The sequence below is a fragment of the Cardiobacterium sp. genome (assembly GCF_057314735.1).
Genome location: NZ_DBHKZK010000053.1, coordinates 58,418 through 71,724, shown reverse-complemented (window position 1 = coordinate 71,724; position 13,307 = coordinate 58,418). Strand labels below are relative to the sequence as shown.

At 58.9% G+C, this 13,307-nt stretch carries 12 protein-coding genes; 5 read left to right on the top strand and 7 right to left on the bottom strand.

Translation table 11 applies throughout. From position 1 onward, the window contains the following. Nucleotides 1-28 precede the first annotated feature (28 nt). The 4 genes from ACO54Z_RS07060 (at nucleotide 29) to ACO54Z_RS07045 (ending at nucleotide 5,046) form a co-directional block, all read left to right on the top strand. Complete coding sequence (locus ACO54Z_RS07060) at nucleotides 29-1,099, top strand: hypothetical protein (RefSeq protein WP_485996388.1); 1,071 nt, start codon at nucleotides 29-31, stop codon at nucleotides 1,097-1,099. Between the two features lie 273 nt (nucleotides 1,100-1,372). Next, on the top strand, nucleotides 1,373-3,655 hold the full coding sequence (gene pflB / locus ACO54Z_RS07055) for a formate C-acetyltransferase (RefSeq protein ID WP_298078878.1): 2,283 nt from the start codon (nucleotides 1,373-1,375) through the stop codon (nucleotides 3,653-3,655). A 103-nt stretch (nucleotides 3,656-3,758) separates the two neighbouring features. Beyond that, entirely contained in the window at nucleotides 3,759-4,502 is a 744-nt protein-coding gene (pflA, locus tag ACO54Z_RS07050) for a pyruvate formate lyase 1-activating protein (RefSeq protein ID WP_485996387.1), read from the top strand. Nucleotides 4,503-4,524: 22 nt separating this feature from the next. Beyond that, nucleotides 4,525-5,046 (top strand): hypothetical protein, encoded by a 522-nt coding sequence (locus ACO54Z_RS07045; protein WP_485996386.1) that lies wholly within the window; start codon nucleotides 4,525-4,527, stop codon nucleotides 5,044-5,046. A 359-nt stretch (nucleotides 5,047-5,405) separates the two neighbouring features. Here the strand turns inward: ACO54Z_RS07045 and ACO54Z_RS07040 are convergent, their stop codons facing one another. From ACO54Z_RS07040 to ACO54Z_RS07030, 3 genes are all read right to left on the bottom strand, one after another. Continuing rightward, nucleotides 5,406-6,179, bottom strand: coding sequence for a factor H binding protein domain-containing protein (locus tag ACO54Z_RS07040; RefSeq protein ID WP_485996385.1), 774 nt, complete (start codon nucleotides 6,177-6,179; stop codon nucleotides 5,406-5,408). 75 nt (nucleotides 6,180-6,254) lie between these two features. Beyond that, on the bottom strand, nucleotides 6,255-7,763 hold the full coding sequence (locus ACO54Z_RS07035) for a sensor histidine kinase (protein WP_485996384.1): 1,509 nt from the start codon (nucleotides 7,761-7,763) through the stop codon (nucleotides 6,255-6,257). Continuing rightward, nucleotides 7,741-8,430: a response regulator transcription factor gene (locus tag ACO54Z_RS07030; RefSeq protein ID WP_298081577.1), complete on the bottom strand. Its 690-nt coding sequence runs from the start codon at nucleotides 8,428-8,430 to the stop codon at nucleotides 7,741-7,743. The genes ACO54Z_RS07035 and ACO54Z_RS07030 overlap by 23 nt, the downstream gene beginning before the upstream one ends. A gap of 97 nt (nucleotides 8,431-8,527) precedes the next feature. On the opposite strand from ACO54Z_RS07030, the gene ACO54Z_RS07025 reads away from it, so the two are divergent. Beyond that, on the top strand, nucleotides 8,528-9,907 hold the full coding sequence (locus ACO54Z_RS07025; RefSeq protein ID WP_485996383.1) for a DegQ family serine endoprotease: 1,380 nt from the start codon (nucleotides 8,528-8,530) through the stop codon (nucleotides 9,905-9,907). 438 nt (nucleotides 9,908-10,345) lie between these two features. Here the strand turns inward: ACO54Z_RS07025 and ACO54Z_RS07020 are convergent, their stop codons facing one another. The 4 genes from ACO54Z_RS07020 to ACO54Z_RS07005 form a co-directional block, all read right to left on the bottom strand. Continuing rightward, nucleotides 10,346-11,044: a TIGR02117 family protein gene (locus ACO54Z_RS07020; RefSeq protein WP_485996382.1), complete on the bottom strand. Its 699-nt coding sequence runs from the start codon at nucleotides 11,042-11,044 to the stop codon at nucleotides 10,346-10,348. A gap of 13 nt (nucleotides 11,045-11,057) precedes the next feature. Then, on the bottom strand, nucleotides 11,058-11,738 hold the full coding sequence (locus ACO54Z_RS07015) for an SLATT domain-containing protein (protein ID WP_485996381.1): 681 nt from the start codon (nucleotides 11,736-11,738) through the stop codon (nucleotides 11,058-11,060). Nucleotides 11,739-11,820: 82 nt separating this feature from the next. Further along, nucleotides 11,821-12,678 (bottom strand): transferrin-binding protein-like solute binding protein, encoded by an 858-nt coding sequence (locus tag ACO54Z_RS07010; RefSeq protein WP_485996380.1) that lies wholly within the window; start codon nucleotides 12,676-12,678, stop codon nucleotides 11,821-11,823. 119 nt (nucleotides 12,679-12,797) lie between these two features. Continuing rightward, nucleotides 12,798-13,298, bottom strand: a complete 501-nt coding sequence (locus ACO54Z_RS07005) for a hypothetical protein (protein ID WP_298080970.1) — start codon at nucleotides 13,296-13,298, stop codon at nucleotides 12,798-12,800. Nucleotides 13,299-13,307 lie beyond the last annotated feature (9 nt).

Here is a 13,307-nt window from a genome sequence, read left to right as displayed (position 1 = left end):
CCGCAGAAAATTCACGTCAAACCACACTATGCGCCGCCAAATCCACATTATCCTGTTCGCTCTCGCCACCGTCGCCCGCGCCGCCCCGCTTTTTACCGACGACATCTCCGACCAAAATGACGGCTGGATTAACCGCGAAACCCGCGCTGCCACCGCCCTGACCCTGACCCGCGAGCCTGAAGGCGGCGACACCATTGCGACCATTGCAGCAGGCGAGGCACTCGGCATCCTGCTTGCGGACAAGAATGGCCATCTTCTCGGCAAAACGCCGTTTGGCATCACCGGCTGGGTACAGGCGCGGGCAGGTGAGGGACGCAGCGAAACCTTCCCCGCCCTTGAACAGCTGCACGATGACCGCCTCAATCTTGACATTTATTACCATCCTGAACTCGGCAAGGCGCTCAACAACCATTACTACTACGACGAAGCCGAGCCGGATACCCCCTCCCCCGGCCTGCCGCCTGACCCGCGAAAGGATGACCCCGCCCCGGTTTACGAAATCTTCGACCGCCTGCTGGAAACTGCCTTCACCCCCGGCGGGACGCGCTATTTCATCGACTGCACCGTCAGTCTGAACGACCAGCATTACTGCCTCTTTCTTCCCGTAAACGAAGGCAAAATCCGCCGTCTCGGCGCCGCCGGCCTGCTGGGTCAAACCTTCTATTTTCCCGGTAACGGCTACGCCTATAGCGATGTTGATGACAGCCGCAGCCGCTACTACCGCGCCCGACAAAAATGGATACTGCGCGACGGCGCGATGCAAGAAATTGAACAGCCGTATCACTACCTCGGGCTCACCAGTCACTATCGCGGCATCCTTGCCCCTGACGGCACACATGATCAAAAAACTCCGTTGCGTCTCACCGACCGTATTGACGGCAACAAGACCGTCGCCAAAATCGCACCTGGTGAAAAAATCACCCTGCAACTCGCCGCCCCGCACCAGAATTGCTCCCAAAACGCGCGCATTGACGACGGCAATGCCTGCGCCGATCTTTGGCTGCTCATCGAAAACGCCGTCGGCAAAACCGGTTGGACAAAAATCAACTACAGCGAAAAAACCCCCGACCTCGAAGGACTACACGGATTCGCCAGATAGTTTCAGCCAAAGCGCGGGCACGCGATGTTGGTGCCATCGGTGCGCTTGCCGCCATCATTCACAAATTTCCCATCCAATTATCCGAAATTTGGGAGAATGATGTTCTTGCAATGAAAACTCTTCGCAAGAGGCGTAAAATGCGGGACACGCAACCTACGGTGTTTGCTATCTTTTTATAAAAAATTTACAATAATTCCAGCTTCAAAAGGCGGGCGCCAGCATGGCGACATTGCCGCTACAACCGTTTCTTTTTCAATCTGATCAGGAGTTAATATGCTGACAAAAACTGAAAACCGTCCTGCTGCATGGGCGAACTTCATCTCTGGTGACTGGGAAAACGGCGTCAACGTCCGTGACTTCATCCAGAAGAACTACACCCCGTATGAAGGCGACGGCAGCTTCCTTGCTCCCGCTACCCCCGCTACTACCAAACTGTGGGACAGCGTGATGGAAGGCGTCAAGGAAGAAAACCGCACCAAAGCCCCGCTGAAAATCGACGCCGACATTGTCTCCGGCATCAATAGCCACGCCCCGGGCTACATCGACAAAGACCTCGAAGTCATCGTCGGCCTGCAAACCGATGAACCGCTGAAACGCGCCATCATGCCCTACGGCGGTATCAAGATGGTCATGGATTCCTGCCGCATCTACGAAACCCCGCTGAACGAGCAGGTCGCCAAAGCCTTCACCGAATACCGCAAAACCCACAACCAGGGCGTATTTGACGTTTACACCCCGGACATCCGCCGCTGCCGCAAATCCGGCGTGCTGACCGGTCTGCCGGATGCCTATGGCCGTGGTCGCATCATCGGTGACTACCGCCGCGTCGCCCTCTACGGTATTGACTACCTGATGGCCGACAAAGTCCGCCAGTTCAACGAACTGCAAGCTGACCTCGAAGCCGGCAAAGACCTCGAAGCCACCATCCGCCTGCGCGAAGAAATCAGCGAACAGCACCGTGCCCTCGGCCAAATGAAAGAAATGGCCGCCCGCTACGGCTACGACATCTCCGGCCCGGCTACCAACGCCCATGAAGCCGTACAGTGGACTTACTTCGGCTACCTTGCCGCCGTCAAATCACAAAACGGTGCCGCGATGAGCTTTGGCCGCGTTTCCACCTTCCTCGACATCTACATCGAACGCGACCTGAAAAACGGCGTCATCACCGAAAGCCAAGCGCAAGAAATGATTGACCACCTCGTCATGAAACTGCGCATGGTCCGCTTCCTCCGTACCCCGGAATACGACCAACTCTTCTCCGGCGACCCGATTTGGGCAACCGAATCCATCGGTGGCATGGGTCTGGACGGCAGAACGCTCGTTACCAAAAACAGCTTCCGCTTCCTCCACACCCTGTACAACATGGGACCGTCCCCGGAACCGAACATGACCATCCTCTGGTCAGAACAACTGCCGGTCGGCTTCAAACACTTCTGCGCCAAGGTCTCCATTGACACCTCATCCGTGCAGTACGAAAACGACGACCTGATGCGCCCGGACTTCAACAGCGACGACTACGCCATCGCCTGCTGTGTCAGCCCGATGGTGGTCGGCAAACAAATGCAGTTCTTCGGTGCCCGCGCCAACCTCGCCAAAACCCTGTTGTACGCAATCAACGGCGGTGTTGATGAAAAATCCAAAGACCAGGTCGGCCCGAAACAAGAACCGCTGAAAGACGAAGTGCTTGACTATGACGTTGTCATCAAACGTATGGACAGCTTCATGGATTGGCTCGCTACCCAATACGTAACTGCATTGAACTGCATCCACTATATGCACGACAAATACAGCTACGAAGCCGCCCTGATGGCACTGCATGACCGCGACGTTTACCGCACCATGGCTTGCGGTATCGCCGGACTCTCCGTTGCCGCCGACTCGCTCTCTGCCATCAAATACGCCAAAGTCCGTCCGGTGCGTGACGAAAACGGCATCGCCGTGGACTTTGAAATCGAAGGCGAATACCCGCAATTCGGTAACAACGACGAACGTGTTGACAGCATCGCCTGCGATCTGGTTGAACGCTTCATGAAAAAAGTCGCCAGCCACAAAATGTACCGTGGAGCTACCCCGACCCAGTCCGTACTCACCATCACTTCCAACGTGGTTTACGGCAAAAAAACCGGTAACACCCCGGATGGTCGCCGCGCTGGTGCGCCGTTCGGACCGGGCGCCAACCCGATGCACGGTCGTGACGTCAATGGTGCGGTCGCTTCCCTGACCTCCGTCGCCAAACTGCCGTTTGCCTACGCGAAAGATGGTATCTCCTACACCTTCTCCATCATTCCGGGTGCGCTCGGCAAAGACGACCAAAGCCGTCAAGCCAACCTCGCCGGCCTGATGGACGGATACTTCCACCACGACAGCGAATTTGAAGGCGGACAACACCTCAACGTTAACGTCCTCAACCGTGAAATGCTGATCGAAGCCATGAACGACCCGGAACTGTATCCGCAGCTCACCATCCGCGTCTCCGGCTATGCGGTGCGCTTCAACTCGCTCACCAAAGAGCAACAAATGGACGTCATCACCCGTACCTTCACCCAAACCATGTAAGCGGCACGCTCGCTTGCAAACCACAAAAAGTGCCGGGCAACCGGCACTTTTTTCGCATCCCAATCCAGTAAAATTGCGCCCAACCACCCACACGGAACACCCCATGCGCTACGGCATCATTCACTCCATCGAAACCTGCGGCACCGTTGATGGTCCGGGGCTGCGCTTTGTCGTCTTCACCCAGGGCTGCCTGATGCGCTGCCTCTACTGCCACAACCGCGACACCTGGGACATGGAAACCGACAAATCGCGCAAAATCACCGTCGATGAACTGATGCAGCAAGTCATCCAGTACCGCTTCTACCTCAAGGCGACCGGCGGCGGCGTCACCGCAAGCGGCGGCGAATCACTACTCCAGCCCGAATTCATCCGCGACTGGTTCGTCGCCTGCAAAGCCTACGGCATCCACACCTGCCTCGATACCAACGGCTACGCCCGCCATTACGACAAGACCCTCGAAGAACTGCTTGATCACACCGACCTCGTCATGCTCGACCTCAAACAGCTCGACAACGAAATCCACAAAAAACTCGTCGGCGTGCCAAACAACCGCACCCTGATGTTCGCCGAACACCTGCAAAAACGGAACCAGCTTACCCGCATCCGCTACGTCATCGTCCCCGGCTACAGCGATGACGACCACTCCGCCCACCTCCTCGGCCAGTACATCGCGCCGATGGACAACATCGAAAAAGTCGAACTGCTGCCGTACCACGAACTGGGCGCGCACAAATGGGCGCTGTGCGGCGACACCTACAAACTCGAAGGCGTGCATCCGCCGCCGAAAGAAACCGTCGAACACATCGCCGACATCATTAAAAGCTACGGCAAAGAAGTCATGCACTGAAACGCGCAAGGAGCGCTGCCCCATGAAAAACCCCGCCATCCTCACCCTCATCGCTCTCGCGCTTACCGCCTGCCAGACCTTCAACCTCGACTTTCTCAAACCCCAAAGCGATGAACCCGTTGAAGAACACATCCCGGACGACCCGCAACACGCGCAGCTTTACCAGCAAATGAAAGCCAACCGCGCGCGGATGAAAAGCGAGAACCCGCAGAGCAAGATCTCACACAAAACCATCATCAGCGAACTCGTTCCCGGCGAACAGGCGGACGTGGAAATCGAGCTGGATGCGGGCATACCCTACGTTCTTTTTGCCAACTGCGCCGACACCTGCCGCGATCTTGACCTCGCCCTCACCCGCAGCGATAACCTGCAACAAACGCTGACCGCCGACACCAGCGGCGACACCCCCGCCCCCGTGCTGCGCTACACTCCCGACCGCAGCGGCAAATACCGCGCCAGCATCATCATGGCATCCTGCCGCGCCGCCAGTTGTGCCTACAGCCTGCAAATTTTTGAAAGCCCGCAAGGCGTCCCGCAACATTAGAATTCCTTCCAAACCATAACTTGCACGACAACCCGACAAAATCTCAAACCTGCCGGGCTGTTGTCTGCTGCCCCACCCTAACCCTCCCCCACAGGGGAGGGGACTCATTGGCTGCAAAAATAGCAATAGTTTCATGACTATCCATAGCGATACGGCAGCAGTTATTTGAATCTACCGCAGAACAGCTCCCTCCCCCGTGGGGGAGGGCTGGGGTGGGGGCAGGGATACAAATTCCAAAAAACGTATGCCTTTGCCTGGTTTGGAAAGAGGTCTATTAAACCGGCAGCATGGCACGGTGAAGGACGGACATGAAAAAGCCCCGCTTGTGGTACAGGCGGGGCTGATTTTTGCGCGCGCTTTTATGGGGTAATCGCGCTGCGACTGCCCTGGAAGACGGCGACGCCGTCGTTGTCTGCGTCCTGTATTCTGCCGGAGATTTCTGCGGCACCGGGCCCCCATAAACGGGCGTTATAGCGCATGGCGCCGCCAGTATTACCGGTTGCAGTGCCGTTTAGTTCCGCGACGACAAAATCGTCGCTGTTATCTAGAGTGAGTCGTGCCGGCCGCAGGGTGATGTCGCCGTAGCGGCCCAGCCCCGCGATTTTGCCCTGTCCTTCTTTTTTGCCGAAATCGACTTGATAGGCGAGTGTGCCTTTGGCATCGTTGTTGAAGGCAACGCCGTTGTAGGTCGCCCTGCCGCTATTGGGCATTTCGCCAATCAGCGGCTCTACGCCGTAGGCCAGGCGCAGGGAGAGACCTTTATCTGTTTTCTGGATGTAGGCGCCGCTATAGAATCCGTTGTAGCTGCGGATTTGGGCGGTGTCACGAATGCCGGAGCCGTCAGTAAAGACGCTTTGTCCGGTCGCGTCATACCATCCCTGCGGCAGGTTGCGGATGTTTACTTTCAGTTCGTTGTTGGTGAGGGAGATGAGTTTTTGGCCATCAACGAGGGTATCGACGGACATATCACCACGGAAGGGGATGGTCTTGTTTTTGACTTCATCGAAGCGTTTTTGGTAGAGGGCGGCGTTTGGGGTGTTGGTGTCGGGCGGCGTTTGCGGTTTGGGATCGGCGGTATTGTCGCCATCACCACCACCGCCTCCACAGGCACAGAGCAGGGTAGTTGTACTCAAGGTGAGTTAAGGTTTTGGATTTTCATGGTTATCTCCGTTTAAGTGTAAATCCCGCCTTGTGGCGGACGAGGGGGATTAAAGCTCGCTTTCGTTTTGGCGGCGCAGGTAAGCGGTTTCGCTCGGCAAGGTGATTTCGATGCGAAGGCCGGGCTTGTTGTCGTGCAGTTGCAGGCTGCCATTGTGCAGCGCAACGATGGCGCTCACCAGCGAGAGGCCGAGGCCGTTGCCGGGGGTGCTGCGCGCGCTGTCCAGCCGCACAAAGCGTTTCAAGACTTCGTCGCGTTTGTCCGGCGGGATGCCGTGCCCGTTGTCGCCGACGCTGACGTGGATGTTTTCGCCACGTTGCACGGCGGTCAGGGTGATGTGACCGCCGCTGGGGGTGTATTTGACGGCGTTGTCCAGCAGGTTGGTGATGCCCTGGGCGATGAGCTGGCGGTTGCCCATGATGTCCAGGCCGCGCTCGATGTGTGCTTCAAAGGTGTGTTCGCCTTCTTCGGTCATGACGTCGTAGAGTTCGGCCAGGTCGTCGCAGATGGCGCTCAGGCTTTCGTGTTTAAAGTCGTCCTTGGCGCGGCTTTCGACCTGGGCGATGTTTAAGAGCGCGTTGAAGGTTTTGAGCAGGTTTTCGGCGTCTTCGACGGAGTCGGCGATGACTTCGCGCAACTCGCCGACGCTGCTGTTGCGGTCGAGCAGCGCCACTTCCATGCGGTTGCGCATCCGGTTGAGCGGGCTGCGCAGGTCGTGCGCGATGTTGTTGGTGACTTGTCGCTGGCTGGTGATGAGCGCTTCGATGCGGTCGAGCATATGGTTGAGGTCGCCCGCGAGCTGGCTCATTTCGTCGGCGTCGGTGGCGCGGGTGAGGATGCGTTCGGAGAAGTCGCCATCGACGATGCGTCGCGCGGTGCGGCTGATGCGCGAGATGCTGTGGATGATGATGTAGCCGATGAGGAAGCTGCCGATGAAGGAGGCAATAAGGAGGAGGCCGGTGACGTAGATGCTGTTGTTGAGCATCCGCTTCAGCATTTTGCGCTCGTTGCTGGTGTCGTAGGCGGTGATGAGGGTGTAGCGGTTGTCGGCGGTGTTGACGATGACGACGCGCATGACGAGGTTGATGCGCAGGTCGCCGTCGGTGGGGTTGCCGGGGTTGAGGCGGCAGAGGTCGGCAACGCTGCTGTCCAATATGATGAGGTCGGCGGCGCTGCTGTCAAATGCGGCGGGATCGTTGTTGCGGCGGCTGGTAAAGGGCAGGCCGTTGCTGCCGCTGCCTTGCGGCTGTGGTTTGGCGGTGACGCAGAAGGTGATGTTGGGGTCGCCGGGGACGCGCTCGATGATGCCGAGTACCGGGGTGTAGAGGCCGATGCTGGTGCGCTCTTCAAAGCGGCGGCGCAGGCTGGTGGTTTCGGCGAGCAGGCGCGAGTCGATTTGTTCGCGGATTTCTTTTTCGGCGCTGCGGTAGAGGGTGTACATCGAGATGCCGGTGACAAAGCTCGATGCGAGGGTGAAGAGCAGGGAAAATTTGAAGGCGGTAGTTTTTACCGCCTTCCCCCAGTCGCGCAGCCGCTTAGTTATAGCCGTTTGGGTCATAGAGGCTATATCCTGCGCCGCGTTCGGTGTGAATCAAGGGTGGGTCGAAGTCTTTGTCGATTTTGCTGCGCAGACGCGAGATGTGGACGTCAATGACGTTGGTCTGCGGGTCAAAGTGGTATTCCCACACTTTTTCGAGGAGCATGGTGCGGGTGACGACTTGGCCTGCGTTGCTCATCAGGTATTCGAGCAGGCGAAATTCGCGCGGTTGCAGGTTGATTTTTTTGCCGCTGCGCGTGACTTTGCGTTTCAGGCGATCCAGTTGCAGGTCGGCGACTTCGAGCATCATTTGGTCCTGGATTTCGCCACCGCGACGGCGGGTCAGCGCCTGCACGCGCGCGAGCAGTTCGGAGAAGGCGTAGGGTTTGACGAGGTAATCGTCGCCGCCCGCCGCCAGTCCTTCGACGCGGTCATCCACTTCGCCGAGGGCGGAGAGGATGAGTACCGGGGTGCTCATGCCGTCCTTGCGCAGTTTTTCGATGACGGAGAGTCCGTCCAGTTCGGGCAGCATCCGGTCCACGATAAGGATGTCGTACTGGCCGCTTTGCGCCATTGACAAGCCTTCGGTACCGGTGTGCGCGGCATCGACGACATAGCCGCTTTCACTCAGACCCTTGGTAATGTAGGCTGCGACGTCTTTGTCGTCTTCGATGATCAGAACGTGCATGAAGTTCTCCTAAGTTTTCTTTAATCGCCTGTTTCGGGCAATGTAAGGTGGATTTAGCCAGAATATGCGCCCTATCTTAAAGCAATCAGAGGTATTCATGAATAAAACATTGGTTATATTGACTCTCGCACTCGCCGCCCCTTTGAGCCTTGCCGACCCCGCACCGGACTTCACCGCGCTCGTTTCCAAAACCAAAGACGCCGTGGTGAGCATTGAAGTGGAAAGCCGCGTCAATACCCCTTCCACCATTAACGGCATCCCGCCGGAAATCTTTGAAGACTTCTTCGGCATTCCCGATCCCTTTGGCGGACGCCAATTCGCCGAGCCGCAAAACGAACAGCGCATCCTCCAAGGACAAGGTTCCGGCTTCATCATCGACAGCGACGGCTATATCCTCACCAACGCCCACGTCGTTGAAGGCGCGGAAAAAGTGCGCGTCCAGCTCAACAACAACAAGGAATACAACGCCGACGTCATCGGCCTCGATAAACGCACCGACGTCGCCCTCGTCAAAATCCAGGGCGACCACCTCCCGGTCGCCAAAATCGGCGATTCCGACCAGGTACAAGTCGGCGACTGGGTACTCGCCATCGGCTCGCCCTTCGGCTTCTCCCACACCGCGACGCAGGGCATCGTCAGCGCGGTGGCGCGCAACCTGCCCAGCGGCGACTACGTTCCCTTCATCCAGACCGACGCCGCCATCAACCCCGGCAACTCCGGCGGGCCGCTGTTTAACAGCAAGGGCGAAGTCATCGCCATCAACTCACAAATCTACAGCCGCAGCGGCGCCTTTAACGGGCTGGCCTTCTCTATCCCGATCAACATGGCGAAAAACATCGCCGACCAGTTAAAAGACAAAGGCGAAGTCGTGCGCGGCTGGCTCGGCGTGCGCCTGCAAGGCCTGGACCAAAACCTGGCCGAATCCTTCGGCATGGAAAAACCGCAAGGCGCGCTGGTTGCCCAGGTTGAAGAAAACTCGCCCGCCGCCAAGGCCGGAATCGAGAGCGGCGACGTCATCCTCCAGTACAACGGCAAGGCAGTGAACAAAACCGCCGACCTGCCCGCGCTGGTCGCCAGCACGCCGATTGGCGACAAAATTGAAATCAAACTGCTGCGCGACGGCAAAGAACAAACCGTCACCGCCGAAATCGGCAACCTCAACGACGGTAGCGACAACGGCGGCTCCGCCAAAGCCACCGCCGCCGCCCGTGGCTTGAGCCTCAGTGCGCTCGATGACGACGACCGCGAAGAGCTCGGCTTCCGTGGCAAAGGCGTACGCATCAGCGGCGTCAAGGCGGGTTCGGCGGCAGAACGCTCCGGCCTGCGGCAAAACGACATCATCATCGGCGTCGGCGGCAAGCGCGTCGAAGACGTCAAAACCGCGCGCCGCCTGCTGGAAAAAGCCAACAGCAAACGCCCCGTGCCGCTGCTCATCTACCGCAACGGACAGAACCTTTACCTGGCGTTGCAGCCGTAAGAATATGCCTGTGTAGGGAACTGAAAACCGGGAAAACAGCGAATATGCCCCCTCTCCCTGTGGGACTGGGACAGATCGTGCAGCGGCAAGCATTGCTTGCGAAGCAAGAGTAGAGGGTAGGGTGAAAACAGTAAAACTATTGAAAAACAGTAGTTTCATGTCGTGAGCTATATCGCTCAGCCCCTCCCCGACCCTCCCCCGCTGCGGGCGCTGCGCGCCCTGCAGGGGAGGGGGATATTCGGCGTAGCCATTCAAATTTGTGTGGATAACCGGGATTTTGAACAGGCTCTAAAGCGTTCGCCGCGCACCGTTCATCGCCTCCCCCTCTCCCCCGGTGTACCGGGGGTAGGGCGGGAGGCCATTTTTTTACCGGTATAGCCGTCCACCGAAAGCCTCATACGGTGTTGCGCCGCTTCGCCGTACAACCGCGTACTGTCTTCAGCGGCGCGCCTTGTCTGAAACTTTCGGTGAACGGCTATACACCGCCATCAGATCGTGGGCGAAGGGCGTCCACAGCACGTGTTTCAGGCCGCCGTCCCTGAGGCGGGCGTTGCTCCAGCTGTTGCAGGTGTTGAACAGGCTGTAGCTGCCGTGCGCTTCGTAGAAGGCGTCGTGGTCACCGTAACCGCGCCCGGCGAGGACGAGGGCACGACCGTCATCGCCCGTGCGCAGGCTGGCGCGGATACCGGCAACGAGCGCGCGGTATTCGTCACGGCTGACGGCGATGGCGATGCTGTTGGCGGTCGCACGCAGCGGCGGCAGGTAAGTGGCGTGAATGATGGTGGCGCCGCGACCGCTGATGGCATTGACGGCGGTTGCGAGTTTCAGGTCGCGCCATTGTGGCGTTTCGAGATAGAAGGCGCGGTCGCCCCAGCCGAAGGCGACGTAGGCGGGGGTAAAGGTCAGGGCGCGCGCGTCGTCGGGGCTGATGACCGTGCTCCAGTCGAAGGTGTCATTGGCCAGCGGCAGGGCGAGGTCGGTGTGGACGCCGTTGTCGAGCAGGTAAATGGTGATGTCGCGGACGCCGTCGTGCCGTGCGGGGGCGTACACGATATGGCCGCAAATCAGCGCGGCGGCGAGCCAGACGAGCGGCAGGGCGAGGAGGGCGGCGAGGATTTTGCCGCAAAGGCGGAGCATGGCAGTTTCCGGTTTATTTACGCAGCAGGGCGGGCAGGAGTTGCGAGATTTTGAGCATATCGCTGATAAAGACGGCTTCCAGGATCAGCAGTAACAGCGGCAGGAAATAAGGCAGCAGACTTTGCAGCACCAGGCGGATGTGCCGGTACAGCCGAACCAGCCCGGTGATGGGGTAGTCCCGCTTCATCTCCAGGGTGGCAGCGAGGTAGTCGATGCGTTTGTGGTTTTCGGTATCGGCAAGGAGGCGGGAATATTCTTTGTGCAGGCGGGCCAGTATCGCCTCGTGGTCGCCGTCCTGTTGGCGTGGGCTGTCAAGTTCGCGGTTCAGCGCTTTCAGGTGGTCGGCGCACTGGCCGAGCTTGTCTGCCCGCGCCTCGTATTGGGCGGTGCCGATGACCACGGAATAGACGAGCACGGCCACGGCGAGAAAGGTGGACATCATGTTGAGTACGGTGGGCGGGAAGGCCAGCTCAACATTGGTGTTTTGCATCAGCGGGATGAAAATCAGGCCGAGCGAGAGCAGGGTGGTACTGAAAAAGGCAAACCTGCCCTGGCGACGCAGGCGTTCGGCAGCATTGAAACGGCATTTGGCGGTGACGCGCACGCTGAGCTGGAATTTGTAAAAAGCATCGCGCGGCGGGCGTTCCAGCTCTTCGCGGGAAAGCAGCCAGTTCAGGATGTTGTGGCAGCGCATCGGTGTATTCCTCTAGATATGAAAAGTCCCTGCAGGGCAGGGGCTTTTCAGGTTCTCAGACTTTTGGGATGTGTGGGCGGGATTATTGCCGCTTCGCGCCAAAGGCGGCATCGACATTTTTCTTGGAATCGACAAAGCGTCCCACGACCTCTTCGGCGTTTTCGCCAGCGAATTTGCCGGTGATGCCCCAGGGCTGGTTGTAGATGGTGCGGAAAGTCGCCTCGTGGTCTTTGGCGTTGTAATTGATGCGGGCGGAGGCGCTACCCTGATAGCTCGGGCTCGCCAGGCTGACGTCCAGCCGCTTGCGGCCGAAATCCACATCCGCGCGCGCCGTACCCTGTTCAACCCGCTCCATCACGCCCTTGTCGTTGAGGAAACCGACGACGCTGTCGCCCAGATAAGTCGCCTGGCCGGTCGTCGGCATTTTGGTGACGGCCTCGCCGCGCCAGAAGTTGGTGTAGCCGGTGTCGGTGCTGAGCAGACCGAATTGCGAGTGCTTGTAGCTGCTGTCGCTTATCTGGAAGGTCTTGTAGGAGAGATAGGCCTGTTTGGTCACGCCGCCCTTGCCGTCCAGCGAGCCGTAAACGAGCAGGCCGTTCTGGCGGGTGCTGGCGTAGAAATTGGGCAGGCGCAGTTTGATGGTGCCGTCGTCCTTGTCGGTCACTGCGGTGGTGATGCCATCGGCGGTCGGCGTGTTGCGGGTCATGAAGGGGGCGGTCAGCTGGTCGTAGTAGTGCTGGCTGTGGACACCGGTGATTTGCGCGACGCGACGCGGCACGCCGTAGCTGCTGCTGGGGGTGTCGGCCGCGGGCGGCGGGGTGTTGCCCGGTTTCAGGGCGTCCGGGGTCGGGTCTGCCGGGGGCGCGTTCGGATCATAAACGCCGCCGCAGGCGGTGAGCAACGCGGTGGTTAGCAGGGAAATGAGGGTTTGGCTTTTCATGTTTCGTTCCTTGAGCTTGATGGAAATGGAATGAGATAGCGGGTGGCACTCACGCCACCCGCCTAGTTTACCCGGTTTGGCTTTTATGGGCATTCGGTAATTTTTGCCCGCCGCCCGCTTCAGGCGTTTTTAATCCATTCCTCAAGCTGGCGGATGGCGCTGGCAATTGGTGCCTGCTCCGCCCAGGCGTGTTCCTCCGGCGCGTTGTCTGTGCCAAAGGCGGCATGGTCGGCGTTGTCGAGATAGAGCCCGGCGATGGCGGTGACGAGGTCGGCATCGGCGCGCTGTTGCAGCTCGCGCCAGTAGTCGAGCGCGCAGGTGAAGCTCAAGTTGTTTTGCGCGGTGTCGGCGGGGTAATCGTCGCCGAGGGCGCGGGCGACCTGGTCGAGCATATCCAGCTCGGCGCCGATGCGGCGGTCGTTCCAGTCGCGCTCCTGGATGATGCGGCGCAGGTTGCGGTAATGCGGTTGCTCAATGGTGAGTTCCTGCGCGATTTCTTCGTCTTTCATTTGCGCTTCCAGTGCAATGATGATTTTGCGCGCGAGGCGTTCGAGCGCCATGTCGCTGTGGTTTTGCATCTGCGCTTGCAGGCGGGCGAGGGTTTCCTGGTAGGTACTCATGACGGTTTC

Excerpts from the sequence above, each read along its gene's own strand:
- ACO54Z_RS07005 (WP_298080970.1), bottom strand. The coding sequence starts at position 13,298 with ATGAGTACCTACCAGGAAACCCTCGCCCGCCTGCAAGCGCAGATGCAA.
- ACO54Z_RS07060 (WP_485996388.1), top strand. The coding sequence starts at position 29 with ATGCGCCGCCAAATCCACATTATCCTGTTCGCTCTCGCCACCGTCGCC.
- ACO54Z_RS07010 (WP_485996380.1), bottom strand. The coding sequence starts at position 12,678 with ATGAAAAGCCAAACCCTCATTTCCCTGCTAACCACCGCGTTGCTCACC.
- ACO54Z_RS07015 (WP_485996381.1), bottom strand. The coding sequence starts at position 11,738 with ATGCGCTGCCACAACATCCTGAACTGGCTGCTTTCCCGCGAAGAGCTG.
- ACO54Z_RS07025 (WP_485996383.1), top strand. The coding sequence starts at position 8,528 with ATGAATAAAACATTGGTTATATTGACTCTCGCACTCGCCGCCCCTTTG.
- ACO54Z_RS07035 (WP_485996384.1), bottom strand. The coding sequence starts at position 7,763 with ATGACCCAAACGGCTATAACTAAGCGGCTGCGCGACTGGGGGAAGGCG.
- pflA (WP_485996387.1), top strand. The coding sequence starts at position 3,759 with ATGCGCTACGGCATCATTCACTCCATCGAAACCTGCGGCACCGTTGAT.
- ACO54Z_RS07020 (WP_485996382.1), bottom strand. The coding sequence starts at position 11,044 with ATGCTCCGCCTTTGCGGCAAAATCCTCGCCGCCCTCCTCGCCCTGCCG.
- ACO54Z_RS07030 (WP_298081577.1), bottom strand. The coding sequence starts at position 8,430 with ATGCACGTTCTGATCATCGAAGACGACAAAGACGTCGCAGCCTACATT.
- pflB (WP_298078878.1), top strand. The coding sequence starts at position 1,373 with ATGCTGACAAAAACTGAAAACCGTCCTGCTGCATGGGCGAACTTCATC.
- ACO54Z_RS07045 (WP_485996386.1), top strand. The coding sequence starts at position 4,525 with ATGAAAAACCCCGCCATCCTCACCCTCATCGCTCTCGCGCTTACCGCC.